The sequence below is a fragment of the Comamonas nitrativorans genome (assembly GCF_042654765.1).
GTDB lineage: Bacteria > Pseudomonadota > Gammaproteobacteria > Burkholderiales > Burkholderiaceae_C > Comamonas > Comamonas nitrativorans.
On sequence record NZ_JBHSEW010000004.1, the window covers coordinates 74,212 to 87,365 of the forward strand.

The window sequence follows — 13,154 nt, forward strand, 5'->3', positions numbered from 1 at the left end:
AGAAGGCATGAAGAGCAAGATTCGGGTGGTGGTGGTGGATGACTCTGCATTGGTGCGGAGTTTGCTAGCCGAAATCATCAATCGCCAAGCCGATATGGAGTGCGTTGGCACTGCCAACGATCCACTGGTTGCCCGTGAAATGATTCGTGAGTTGAATCCGGATGTGATTACGCTGGATGTCGAAATGCCGCGGATGGACGGGATTGACTTCCTGGGGCGACTGATGCGGTTGCGGCCGATGCCGGTGCTGATGATTTCCACGCTGACCGAGCGTGGCGCCGAAGTGACGATGCGGGCTCTGGAGCTGGGTGCCGTCGATTTTGTCGCCAAGCCGCGCATCGGTGTCGCCAACGGGCTCCAGCAACTGGCCGCCGAGATTGTGGACAAAGTTCGCATTGCGGCCAAGGCGCATGTGCATCGCATGGTGCGTTCGGCCACGGCCGGAGCAGCGACGACGGCGGCCAAACCGGCCCCTTCCAGCGCCAGCCTGCTGGGCCGGGTTTCGACCGAAAAGCTGATTGCCATCGGCGCCTCTACGGGCGGCACCGAGGCGATCAAGGAGGTGCTGGTGCATATGCCCGCGGACGCTCCGGCGATTGTCATTACCCAGCACATGCCCCCGGGGTTCACCACCAGTTTTGCGGCCCGGCTCAATAGCCTGTGCCAGATCACGGTCAAAGAGGCGGTGCATGGCGAGCGTATCTTGCCGGGGCACGCCTACATTGCTCCTGGCGGGCAGCAGTTTTCCATCAGCCGCAGCGGTGCAAACTATGTGGCCGTGGTGAACGACGACCCTCCCGTCAACCGGCACAAGCCTTCGGTCGAGGTACTCTTCAAATCAGTGGCGCAGTTTGTCGGGCGCAACGCCTTTGGCGTGATGCTTACCGGAATGGGCGCAGATGGCGCAGCTGCCATGCGCGAGATGAAGGATGCGGGCAGCTACAACTATGTGCAGGACGAGGCCAGCTGCATTGTGTTCGGTATGCCGCGTGAGGCGATTGCCCATGGCGCTGCCGATGAGGTCCTGCCGCTGGGCAAGATTGCAGAGGCCTTGCTGGGCCGTCTGCGCTCGGCAGGTGGCGAGGTGCGTCACCGCATTTGAGAGCGTGTTGGCGCCCTAAGCGGCGCTCCTCGTTTGCTGTTTTCCAATCGAGGCCAGCTCCAACGGCAATATTCCCTAAAGGGTGCCGTTGGAGCTGGCCTTTGCTTTTGCCGGGTTCAATATTTCCAGGTCACGTCCAGACGCACGTTGCGGCCCGGCTCGGCAAAGCCCCGGCCCGTGCTGTTGCCGGCGGCGTCCACGTAGTAGGCGTAGCTGCCCTGGTCGTAATAGAACTTGTTGAACAGGTTGCGCACGCCGAAGGTCACGCGCACGCGGTCGTTGCCGGTGGGTAGCCAGTTGACGTAGGCGTCATGCACGCCGAAGCCGGGCTTGTGCTTGGTGGCGGTGCGGCCTTCGGAGATCAGGTATTCGGTGGATGTCTTGGCTTCCATGAAGCGGGCGAACCACTCGAAGTCCAGATTCCATGCAGGCAGGCGGTAGCCCAGGTTCAGGTTCCAGCTGCGGCCGGTGGAGACGCCCAGGCCGTAGGCCTCGTCGCCCAGGTCATAGCCATTGAGCTTGGGGCTGGCGCTGGCCACGGCCAAGCCGCTGCGCCAGGTGCCGTTGTCCCAGGCGGCGCTCAGTTCGTAGCCGGAGGACTTCATCGTGCCCACGTTGTCCACCAGCCAGGTTGCGTTCGTGGTGGTGGTGATGAAGTTGCGGATATGCTGGCGGAACACCGTGGCCTTGGCGCTCCAGGGGCCCTGGTTGTAGTTCACGCCCAGCTCGAAGTTGTCGGCTTTTTCCGGCCGGATGTCGGGGTTGTTGCGCCAGCGGGTGTTGTCCACGTAGAAGGCTTCCTTCAGCCCCGCGCCACGCAGGGTGCGGCCTGCGGAGGCCCGCACGCTCAGGGCGTCGGTGGCCATCCAGGTCAGCGAGGCGTTGGGGCTCAGGCCATTGCTGGTGATGCGTTGCCCGTGGTTGTCGGTATAGCTGTACCAGTCGTAGCGCGTGCCTGCGCCCAGCAGGAACTGATCGCCCAGCGGGATGCTGGTTTCGGCGAACAGACCCTTGACGTCGCTTTTCTCGTGCCCGTTGCTGGTGGAGATGACCGGCGGACGGGCATTGATGGCGTCCATCTCGAAGCGATGGATGTTCAGCCCGTAGCGCACCGTCGCGCCCGCCACGCGGCTGGCGGCCTTGAAGTTCAGGCCGCTGGAGGTGATTTCCTCGCCGAACGTATAGCCTGCCGGTTTGTTGAACTGCGGCTGCGCCGTCGTGGGGGTGCGCGTGACCTTCAGCGTGTCGGAGAACAGGCCCAGCTCCATCGCCGGCAGGTGGCCCGCGCCGTCGAAGTGGTAGGTGGCAGTGAGCGTGTCGCGCGTGGTTTTTTGCGGCATGAGCGAATTGCCCGGCTGAATCTGCCAGAAGTTGGGGCGCAGGTAGCGCGTGCCCTTGTCCTGCACGCTCTGGTAGCCCAGCGTCAGGCGGTGGCCGGGGGCGATGCGCCAGTTGAGCTTGCCCAGCTGGCTGCTTTGCGTCGAGCCGCTGTAGGTTTGCCGGGTGCCGTCGCCGGCCTTGTAATCGTCGTTCTTATCGCGGTTGGCGGAGAGCAGGAAGTCCACGCTCTCGCCCGCCAGGCCATACACCGTCGCACCCCAGCGGTGCCCGTCGTTGGAGGCCACGCCGCCGCGCACGCTGGCACCGATGGTCTGGCCCTCGCGCAGAAGCTGGCGGCCATCCTTGGTCGTCATGCGGATGGAGCCGGCCAGTGCCCCCGGCCCGGCGCTGGCGGGGGTGGCGCCCCGGTCGATCTCCACGCTCTGGATCAGTTCGGGGTCGACCAGCAGGCGCGACTGGTGGTGAAAGGCCCGGCCGCTTTGCGCTGCGCCGTCCAGCGTGGTGTTGAGCATCGAATCCTCGATGCCCCGGATGTAGAGCTTTTGCGCGATGGCCGCGCCGCCGCCGACCGAGACGGCAGACTCGTCACGCAGCATCTCGCCGAGGCTGCGGGCAGCGCGGGTCTGCACGTCATCGCTGGAGACGGCGGTGGTCACGTCGGAAATGAGCTTGCCGCGCACATCGACGGTTTGCAGGGCTTGCTCCTGCGCCAGGGCGAGGGATGCCGTAAAAAGGCCCGGCAGGGCCAGGAGCAGGGGATGGAGGCGGAGGTTTTTCACAGACATGGTGGGGATGGACGGGGTCTTGGCCAAAATGGCACACAAACCCGTTGCGATTGAGAACTGTTACCAAATAATCGCGTAGTATCCGCAGCCCTCCAACCCGCTTCTTTTGCGCCGACAAGGAATATGTTTGCTGCCACAAAAACTTTTGCCTCGATCGTGAACCGCCGGGCGGTTTCGTTATCGGCCCCGGCCGAGGCACAGACGCAGACGGCCACGCTGCTCGACCGGCTGGGCGATGGCGGCGCGTTGAACGCATCGGAGCAGGCCGCCGGTGGCCGGGTATTGAACGGCACGCTGTCCCTGACCGAATTGCGCGACGGGTTCTTCCTGCACCGCACGGACGTGACCTATCTGCGCGGCATGACCAGCCGTTTTCCCCTGTCCGGCAACGGGGTCAAGATCGTGCTGAAACTGCAAGGCGGCGGCAGGCTGCGCATCGGCGGCCTGGCCCTGCCGCTGCCCACTGGGCCGGGGCCGCGGGCGGCGCTGGTCACGCTGCGGGAATCGGCGCTGTACGAACACCGCTGCCGGGCATCCTCGCGGGAGCGGATGCTGGTCATCACGCTGATGCCGCACTGGCTGGAGCAGGCCGGCCTGGGGGAGCTGAACGCCAGGCCGCACCTGTCCATGACGGCCTGGACGCCTTCGCCCCGGACGGCCTATCTGGCCGAACAACTGCTGTCCGCCCCCGGGACGCAGGACGGGCCGCTTCAGGGGCTGGTGCAGGAGCGCCTGGCGCTGGAGCTGGTCATCGAAGCCCTGGCGCAACTGGAACCGGCCCAGTGCGGCATGGCCGTTGCTGAAACGACCACCACCCTGCGGCCTGCCGAATACCAACGCGCCTGCCGCCTGCGTGACTGGCTGGACAGCGGCGCCGCCGATGCGCTCACCCTGGGCGCCATCGCGCAGCACATGGGCTGCAACGCCAGCACCTTGCAGAGCCAGTTCCGCCAGGCTTTCGGCAAGGCCATCTTCGACCACCTGCGCGAAAGCCGCTTGCGCCGGGCAGCCGATGCCATCACGGCCCAGGGCATCAGCATGGCACAGGCGGCAGAGCTGGCGGGGTACCGCAGCCCAGGGAATTTTTCAACGGCGTTTCGGCGGGTTTATGGATTTTCGCCTCGGGGGCTGGTGGGGAAAAAGGGGTGATCTTTTTTCTGCTTCCCTAGGGATGCTCTGCACGAATCGCGCAGCCAAGCGGGACCTGCGGATCGGGATGGGCTGCAAGGCGCAAACCGCAGTCATAGCGGTGCTATGGCGAGAATTTGCAACGACGCAGAGCGCCCGAGGCCGCGACGGCACACCCACGCGGAGATCGTGAACAAGTTCTCAGATCAGCCTGAAGCCAACGCATGGCACCCAGGTCATCTGTTTCGGGGAACGCTTTCTTTCAGGAACCCAGCCACGGGCCAAGCGCTCCATATCGCTGGCGCCGCTTTTATACATGGCACCCGGCCTACCGCTGGTTGCCGAGCGCAGTGAGCGCGTGCGTGAGCTTCTGGCAGAGGGCATTGAACCCCGTGTCCTGGTGGTGCTGGTCAACAACCGGGAGGTGGGCTGGCTGATAGACGCCAAGAGAATCCTGGCCATTTGGCACAACATTGGCACAGAACCGCCAGAAAGCAAAACAGCCGCGTCGCGGCGGCTGTTCCAAACCCTTGATTTACAAGGCAATTCTGGTCGGGGTGAGAGGATTCGAACCTCCGGCCTCTACGTCCCGAACGCCTTTGTGTTGTCAATAAAATCAATGGGTTGTATGATGGAATCCATTATTTGGGACACTTCGGGGACACGGGCCGATGGGTACTATCACAAAACGCGGAGAACTGCAGTGGCAAGCCAAGGTCAGGCGCCGTGGCTTCCCTGCTCAGTCAAGAACCTTCTCATATAAGGAAGATGCCGAGCGCTGGGTGCGAGCGATGGAGCGAGAGCTGGAGACAACCGGCTTCATCGACCGTCGGGAGGCCGAACGCAACACATTGGCCGACATTCTCTTGCGGTATCAGCAGGAAGTCACTCCGCAGAAAAAGTCCGCCGTGATCGAGTCCACCAAGATCAAAGTCTTGCTCAAGGATGCCGCTCTAACCCAGATCAAGATTTCGGCTTTGAACAGTTCGATTGTCGCTGCTTGGCGTGACCGTCGCCTCAAGCAGGTCAGTGGGGCGACGGTTAACCGAGAAATCGACGTTCTGTCGGCGGCAATCAACCACGCACGGCGTGAGTGGGGCATCCATATCGAGAACCCCGTGCCCCTGGTGCGCCGCCCGGAGAAGGCCAAAGCCAGGGACAGGCGCTTTACGGATGAGGAGATGGCGTATTTGCTCGCAGCCTTGACGGGCGGTGAGCGCCTGGCCGATGGCACGTTCAGCAAGGGGGCGCGCAACCCATGGTTGCAACCCCTGGTCGAATTAGCCGTGGAGACGGCGATGCGCCGGGGGGAGTTGTTGTCCTTGCGCTGGGAGTATGTGAATCTGGCGCGGCAGACAGCATTTTTGCCAGATACCAAGAATGGCGATTCGCGCATGGTACCTTTGTCACGCAGGGCGGTAGTCATCCTGCAGGGGCTGCAAACTTTGGCTGGTGTAGGCGATGTTCTTGAAGGGCCGGTATTTCCCACGACGGCCATGGCCTTGCGCAAAGGATTCCAGCGTGCTTTGGAGCGCGCCCAGCAGCAGTACAAGGAAGATTGCCGAGCAGCCGGAAAGCGGCCTGTTCGCGGCTTTCTGGAGGATGTCCATTTTCATGACACTCGCCACGAAGCCGCGTCTCGTTTGTCGGAAAAGCTGAGCAACGTCTTGGAGTTGTCTGCCGTGACAGGTCACAAGGATTTGCGCATGCTCAAGCGTTACTACCATCCCCGTGCCGAAGACCTGGCGAAGAAGCTGGGGTAGATCGGCTGGCTGTGGACAAGGCTGTGTTCTGCTCCGGTTGTCCTCGTTACATCGCCCCTTTGTGGTTCGATACATCGCCCCTCATTGCGTGCTGGGGCGGGGTTCGTTAGATCGCCCCTTGTCGGTTCGTTAGATCACCCCTTCTCTATACCTATAAGGTGTTCCTATAGCATTCCTTTAATTTTTGCTGGTAGCGCTTGCCATGTCTGTGGGTATTCTCGGGCGCAAGCCAAGTCTCAAAGTCCGGCTTCGATCAACTCATGCAGTAACTGCGCGCCTAGGATGATGCGGTCTTCAATGTCTATGCCCTGGGTTTGCGGCACGGCAAATAAGCCATCCTGAATGGCGTACCTGCTTGCCACGGTATCGAAGGCGCTGCGCAGTGCCGGCTCGCCGGGGATATCGCTCAGCGCCCAGCCGTTTTCCACACAGCGGATCTTGAGCCCGCTGCGTCGTAGTATTAGATGGCGTTCATTGGTTTCGTGGCCTGGAAAGCAACGCGGCCAACCGTGGTTGCCAATGTCTGATGGGGGCAGTCCCGCTTCGCTGGCCAGAGCCAGCAAATAGGCGTCATGGTGGTTGCTGCGGTTGTCGCAGGAGTCGCTCAAGGGCATACAGATGGCGTAGCCTGGGCCGGGCCCCAGAACGTAGTTGCCAGCGAAATCCAGGCTCGCACCGCGCATTGCCTCGTATTTGGCGATGTAGTAGCGCCAGTCTTTTGGCGTGGAAGGGGCTTGCACGAACGTGTCGATGACGGCTTGCGGTGTTTGTCCGAAGGCCAGGTCGTCCAGCAGGCCTTGCAGGGCAGCGGCGCTGGGGTGGATGGCTTCGTTGTAGCGAATACGCCAGTGGTTTTCCCACAGCCCTGCCTGCCGCTGCCGCGGGGCTCCGATATAGGTCAGGCGATGGCCCGAGCTGCGCTGGCGGCTTCTGCCTGTATGGCCCTTGGCCAGAAGGGCGGCGCTGACCTGGTGGTAAGGGTGCTTGAACAACGTGAAAAACTGCCTTGCGCGGCTGGCAAAGGCGCGAGGATCCTGTGCGGGGCTGAGGTCGAACACTGTCAATCCCCCGCGCAGCAGTTCATGGTCTTCGAGCTGGCACACGGATTCGTGCAGCGTGGGGTGGGCCCCTACCAGGGCTTGCTTGGCCTGCTCGTTGCGAACCTGAACCTGGTTGAAGGTTTCCACGGCATGTAGCGGCCCGCCCGCCATGATGGTTTCCACCTCCGCGAGCAAAGCGGGCATATTGTTGCGGGTGGAGTCGGCGCGGATTTCGCTGCGCGAGGCTTCGATCAGGTTACGCAGAATGCGCAACCGGTGGTGCATGTCTGCCAGCGGCGTGCCCTGCATCAGGCCGTGCAGCACGCCATACAGCAGCACGGTGTGCGCCAGCGACCAGGGGCGCGTGCCATACAGGCGGCAGCAGGCATGGAACATGTTCACGCCCACCGGGGCGTCCCCGAAGTCGCGGAAGTTGAAGATGCGCAGGGGCGTTGAAGCGATGCTCTCGGTATCTCGGGTAAAAAGGCTGGTAAACAGCGGGGCAATGGCTTGGGGGCCAGACAACCCAGCGGATTGCACGGTGAGCCAGACATCGAGTGCGCGTGCAATCCAATCGAGGTTGTCGTGGGCTGCTGACGCCTGGTTGCCCAGCAGAGCTTTCGAAAGAACTGAAAGGGCGCTGAGGTCGCCCAGGCTCGTCTGCACGGACAGGCCTTGTTTCCACGCCCGCACCTCGAAGAGAAAGCGCAGGTAGCGCACGCATTCTTCGTCGATCAGGTGGTTGTCGCCCCGGTAGGGCCAGAACAGGTCGGCCCAGTCTGTGTCGATCTTGTGCGAGAACGCCTTCACGGCTGCGCCGGCCGCTTCCAGCAGTGCCGGGTTCTTGTGCAGCAGGGCTTCCAGGTCGGCCTTGAAGTTCTCGAACCCGGTCAAGGGCCTGCCGCGTGAATTCATCTTCACGTACAACGTGTTGTCGAGCTTTTGCGCGGCCACGGGCAGCAGCAGGAAGCGGATCGCCGGGTTTACAGGGTCGGTCAGCCGTAGCCAGGCGGCATGCAGGAGTTCGCTGGGTTGATCTTGGTAGTGCCGGTGCAGAGCATCCAGCACCACCAGCATGCCCTGGATGGTGGGGTCGTGCTTCCAGGTGGGCAGGTAGTTGGCCTGGTCGCACAGCCATGCTGAAACCGGCTGAGCATCCATGCGGGGCCTGCATTGGGTCAGGAACTGGCAGAACGCCCGCGCGCCGGGGCGCGTGGCGTATTGAAATGCGTGCCACGGCTGCGCGCTTGCGCTGCTCTGTGGCTGGTGCCAGGCCAGATAGCAGTGCAGCAGAAAGAGGGTCGTCAGGCGCTGCTGGCCGTCCAGCGGGTACAGCGTAGGTATTTGCTTGCCGCCGTCCTCCTTGTTCACTACGTCGCCAAAGACGAAGTCGAGGTGAAGGCTCTTGCCATCGCTGTCCAGCGCGGCACACAGGTCGGCAATAAAGCGTTCGCGCACTTGGCGTGCCTGCTCGTTCTTGCGGCCTTGGGCGTAGTCGCGCTGGAACAGTGGGATCTCGATGGCTTGCACTTGCGTGCCATTGATGGGCCGGGAAAACAGTTGTGCCAGACTGGTAAGGGTGCCGTCGCCTTGTGCTGGCGGTGTGGTCATGGGGGTATCGGTCATTGCAGGTATGCGGCCAGTTTTTTCTTGATTTCTCGGAGATAGGCGTCTTTGTCGGCGTCTCCCCAGAAATGAGGTTGCAGCCGGTATGCAGGCGCGTAGTACTTCAGGAACACGTTGCGCGTGGCGGCCGGGATGTAGTCGCCGCGCCTGTCCATCGCCAGCACTTTGCTGCGTTTGACTTCAAAAACTGCATTGCTCAGCGCGGCGTTGGCGCCGAGGGATAGCAATGCCAGGTTGGCAATGCTGTGGTCCGCCTCTTCTTCCACGCCGTCATTGAGTTCCACGAGAACCCTCCCTGCCAGCGCCTTGAATTCTTCCAGACCAAACTGCTTGGTATGCAGGTGCGGAGTAGCTGCGTTGATGTCGGCCAGCAACGGGTCAATAGCGGCCATGTTGCCTGTTGCCCGGATGTCGCTCAAGGCCTGGCGATGCTCTGCAAGCCACGTCTCCCATTGCTCTGCGCGGATCAAGTCCTGGGCGTTCTGCGCATGGATATGCTCCAGGGACCATGTGGCGCCGACGTGCTCCTTGAATGGAAAGCGGTCACGGCGGACCTCGATGTTGAACAACAGCAGCAGACGCTGCAATGTGACTTTATGGCTGCTGTTCTCGTAGTGCAGGGTGCCGTCGAGATCGTCGGCGCGGGTATTCAGTGTGGCCTTGATGCGTGAGGTGAGGGCATTGTCGAAGGCCTTCTTGCCTTGCCCCTGGGCCAGGTCGAAAATGGCCTGCAGGGACAATCCACAGGTCACCAGGAAACCGATCTTGTTGTGCCAGAGCGGCTCTTCGAACCAACCCAGGATTTGCGCGTGCAGTGCTTCCACTTTCGCCCAGAAGGCCAGTGAATCGCCCTCGGCCTGAGGGCGCAATTGGTCAAAGGTGTGATACGCCGGCGCGCCCGTGGCGGGCTTCTTTGCCAGGGTATCGAACAACAGGTCGATGCGCGTGCCGTGCTGCAGGGTGACGCGGCCCTGTGCAGCTGCCTGGCCTGTGACGAAGGCCCAGACATCCGGCCGTTGCAAATCACGCTCAATCCCGTCCCACTGCGCGGCGATCTCGGTCTCGCGGCCAGGGTGCTTTTCCTGCACTTTCGACAGCAGGACCGCCTTGAGCAGCTCCGCATCGGTCAACGGAATGCGGCCCTGGTTCAAGCGGGTGAACAGTGGGATGGGCTCTTCGTTTTCTGGAACTTCGTACCAGATGATGCGCACGGAGGTCGAGAGAAAACGGAACATCTCATCGACCAGAAATTGTTGGTACTGCAGCCCCATCTTGTTTGCGAACCAGCCAGCAATCGTTGCATAGGCCTGGTGCATGTGGAAGTAGTCGATGTTTTCCTCAGCTTGCGCGGCATCAAGTTCTCTCAGGTACGCCTGGCTGCCAGCCCTGGTCTGGTATTCCAGGTGGTAGCGGGGCTCACCTTTGTTCATGAAGCGCAGCAGCAGCCACAGGGTTGTCAGGCGCTGCTGGCCGTCGATCAGCTCCCATGCGCCGGTGCCCAGGCTTTTCACGACGATAGGCTGCAGGCTGTAGCGCTGGCCTGCGCTCTCCCAGATGTCGTCCAGCAGCTTGGTGACTTCGTCCGCAGTCCAGCGATAGCCGCGTTGGTAGGAGGGGATGAAGAAGGTTCCCTCTATGCCCTGGGTGGGCAGGCGGCTTGCTGAATCAACACCAAAGCAGATGGTTCGGTATTCGAGTTTGTAGCTCATCGGGTCATTGTTCCTTGGTCGTCAATGGCGTTTTCTGCACGTCGCGTAATGCTTGCCCAAACCCGCGCAGCCACCAGTCCAGCATCGCACTGTCCACCACCGTCGCGGTAATTTTCATCCAGCCATCCTCCTGGTCATGCACCTGCTGGTCTTTTGACAGCGGTGTTTCCCGCAGATGGAAACCGGCGTCGTTATCAATGCAGAACGTGAGCTGCACCCTCTGCCCCTCGCCAAAGCCGAATCGCCCATCCTCGTCGTACTTCTGTAGATCAAATTCCGCAGGGCGCTCGAAAGCCAGAGTGGATGCCTCGGCCTGGTTAATGCGGTGAAGTGCAAGGCTGCGCTCGTTGGCAAAACCCTCGTAGCGGCACACCAAATACAGGCGCGGGCCTTGTTGGGCCAGGCCCAGGGGCATGACCTTTGCCTGGCGGCGCTTGCCTGCAGCGTTTTGATAGTCGATATGCAGCCAGCGGTTGGCGTACAGCGCATCGCTCACGGCTTCCAGCACGTCAGGGGCGATGGCCGGCGGCAGCAGCGGCTGGCTTGTGGCCACAACCCGCACCTTGCGTGGCCATTCACGCTCCAGAGCCGCTGTGTCGCTGCGCTGGTTGTGGCTGTCACCCAGGTTGCGCCGGGCCTGGCTGAAAAAGCCGTCCATGGACTGCATCAGCCGCGCTGGCAGCAGATGTTTGAGGTGTTCTTCGGCCAGTTGCAGCAGCAGCGACTCCTGGGGGGGCAGTTGGGGCACGGCTAGGCCCTGAGCGCACTCGCGCCAGCGGTAACCGTAGGGTTTGCTGCGGTCGTCGCGCTCGATGTCGAAATGCTCGCTCAGAGTTTCCACTTGGCGCTGGATGGTACGCAGATCGCGCTCAAAACCCGCGCTCTGCAGCTGCTGGTGCAGCTCTGCCGTGGTGATCTTGCGCCCGCGCGGTATGCGGCGAAGTAGCTCCACCATGAGCAGTGCGGTGTCCAGGGTGTCGGGTCGCTTGGCCATGGAGTGCGTCAGCCTTTCAAGGGGGTGTTGGTGAAGACTGCCCACAGGCGCACCATGGCCCAGGTGTCGAGGCAGCAGTAGGCGAGCAACTGGCGTTCCAGCTCGGCCTTGCGCCCCGCGCTGGTGGTGGAGGCGATGGCCTCTAGATAGGCCTGCTGGGCCATACCGCCGTCCTGCACGCCATCGAGTTGGTCGTAACCCAGATCAGGGCATAGGGCTGGCAGAACGGCCTTGATGCTCCAGCTGCCCTGCTGGCTGGGATGGTAGTAGTGCTGGCGTGCCACGGGCAGCAGATCGACCACGCGGTCGTTGATGGCGTGCAGCGCAGGGGCCAGGCTTGGGTAGCGGTCGGCCAGTTCGCGGATGCGGGTGGTTTCGAACGCGGCGTTGTAGACGAACACAGGGCCGCATTCGCCGCAGGCGGTGATGAGAGCTTGGGCAAAAGCACGTCCGGGGTTGCCGCCAGAGAGGTCGAGGAACGCATGGTGCGTGGCCCGTCCCGTGCGCCCCAGGCGATGGACGCTAAACTGGAAGGGAATTTGCTGGTAGGGCCGGGTGCCTTCCCAGATCGGCACAGCGAACTGGATGGTCTCGAAGTCGATGAAATAACCCGGCAGTCTGTGTGCCGCCAGTGCCTGCGCGGCAGCGCAACGGTCGAAATACGCCTGGCTCGACAAGGTAGCAGCCTTCACGCGCTGCTGCGTGGGGTTGAGCAGATCGTCCGGCACGTCGCGCAGTTCGCGGATGCCGTGCTCCGCGACGTATGTCTTGAGCGTGTTGCTGGGGCGCGGCAGCCAGTGGATGGGGTGTTCCGCCGATGGCTCCTGGCTTTGGCAGTGAGTGATGAAGCCGCATTCATAGGGCGCATGGCACTGGCCGCCGGTGGCGATGGGTGGGGCTTTCTCGAGGGCCATTACGGCCTGTGCGCTGGCGATCCAGCTGCGCACTTCATGGTCGCGGCCCAATGCATCAGCAGTCACATCCACCTCCATCAGCAGGCCCCGGTAGTCGCCGCCGCCAGGGTAGCTCCAGCCGCTGTCGATGTGTGCGACAGCGATGGATTGGAGCGGCACTCCACTGGCACGGGCCAGGAAGGACTGCGCGGCGGCATCGTCGCGGTGGTAGTCCTTCACGCTCGCGCTGGACTTGACCTCCACCATGCGCCAGCCCTTGGCGGTGGGCAGCAGCACATCGGCAAAGGCCAGTGCGCCCTCGGCACGAAAACCTGCCTCGAAGATTGGCTGTGCGGACCGCAGCAGTACCTGGGTGCGGGCAAAAGCTGCATCGAAGCCTTCGGCCTGCGGGTCGATTAACTGACCCTGCTCGAACGGGTTGTACAGCCGCCGTGCAATGTCCCCCACCTGGTGGCCCGTGGCGTAGCTGGCCAGGCTGGCACCGGAGTCCTTGCGCCGCTCAGGCTGGTGGATTTCGAGCCACAGGCGCTTGGGGCATTGGCGAAAAGCCAATAGCTTGGATTTGGACAGCACGCGCATGGCAGATTGTGTGGCTGGTGTGGTGATGGGCTCATCATCTACTGCGCTGCGATCGCGCAGCGCCGTCCAAAACTGATACAGCTCCGGCTGGGGAACGTCCTCAAGACTAACGTGGAGCAGTCGGCCATCACGCTCATACATGGGAACGATTGCAATTGGTCCCTCGAGTGGGT

9 protein-coding genes are annotated in these 13,154 nt (G+C 62.4%); 4 read left to right on the forward strand and 5 right to left on the reverse strand.

The window, feature by feature from the left end:
- Positions 1-7: 7 nt before the first annotated feature.
- Complete coding sequence (locus ACFO3A_RS05840; protein ID WP_377724798.1) at positions 8-1,102, forward strand: protein-glutamate methylesterase/protein-glutamine glutaminase; 1,095 nt, start codon at positions 8-10, stop codon at positions 1,100-1,102.
- Positions 1,103-1,218: 116 nt separating this feature from the next.
- Here the strand turns inward: ACFO3A_RS05840 and ACFO3A_RS05845 are convergent, their stop codons facing one another.
- On the reverse strand, positions 1,219-3,222 hold the full coding sequence (locus ACFO3A_RS05845) for a TonB-dependent receptor domain-containing protein (protein WP_377724800.1): 2,004 nt from the start codon (positions 3,220-3,222) through the stop codon (positions 1,219-1,221).
- A 129-nt stretch (positions 3,223-3,351) separates the two neighbouring features.
- Between ACFO3A_RS05845 and ACFO3A_RS05850 the strand changes: the two genes are divergently transcribed.
- From ACFO3A_RS05850 to ACFO3A_RS05860, 3 genes are all read left to right on the forward strand, one after another.
- Positions 3,352-4,377: a helix-turn-helix transcriptional regulator gene (locus tag ACFO3A_RS05850; RefSeq protein ID WP_377724802.1), complete on the forward strand. Its 1,026-nt coding sequence runs from the start codon at positions 3,352-3,354 to the stop codon at positions 4,375-4,377.
- Positions 4,378-4,672: 295 nt separating this feature from the next.
- The gene (locus ACFO3A_RS05855; protein WP_377725010.1) at positions 4,673-5,119 is read left to right on the forward strand and encodes a hypothetical protein; all 447 of its coding nucleotides are present in this window, start codon (positions 4,673-4,675) and stop codon (positions 5,117-5,119) included.
- Positions 5,028-6,119, forward strand: coding sequence for a site-specific integrase (locus tag ACFO3A_RS05860; RefSeq protein WP_313146012.1), 1,092 nt, complete (start codon positions 5,028-5,030; stop codon positions 6,117-6,119). Before ACFO3A_RS05855 ends, ACFO3A_RS05860 begins: the two co-directional genes overlap by 92 nt.
- A 236-nt stretch (positions 6,120-6,355) precedes the next feature.
- Here ACFO3A_RS05860 and ACFO3A_RS05865 read toward each other — a convergent pair whose 3' ends face one another.
- From ACFO3A_RS05865 to ACFO3A_RS05880, 4 genes are read right to left on the reverse strand one after another with little or no spacing between them, the layout of a single operon-like run.
- Entirely contained in the window at positions 6,356-8,785 is a 2,430-nt protein-coding gene (locus ACFO3A_RS05865) for a DUF262 domain-containing protein (RefSeq protein WP_377724804.1), read from the reverse strand.
- Complete coding sequence (locus ACFO3A_RS05870) at positions 8,782-10,494, reverse strand: DUF262 domain-containing protein (RefSeq protein WP_377724805.1); 1,713 nt, start codon at positions 10,492-10,494, stop codon at positions 8,782-8,784. Before ACFO3A_RS05870 ends, ACFO3A_RS05865 begins: the two co-directional genes overlap by 4 nt.
- Before the next feature lie 4 nt (positions 10,495-10,498).
- Complete coding sequence (locus ACFO3A_RS05875) at positions 10,499-11,488, reverse strand: helix-turn-helix transcriptional regulator (protein WP_377724807.1); 990 nt, start codon at positions 11,486-11,488, stop codon at positions 10,499-10,501.
- Positions 11,489-11,496: 8 nt separating this feature from the next.
- Positions 11,497-13,122, reverse strand: a complete 1,626-nt coding sequence (locus tag ACFO3A_RS05880) for a DUF2779 domain-containing protein (RefSeq protein ID WP_377724809.1) — start codon at positions 13,120-13,122, stop codon at positions 11,497-11,499.
- Between the last annotated feature and the right edge of the window lie 32 nt (positions 13,123-13,154).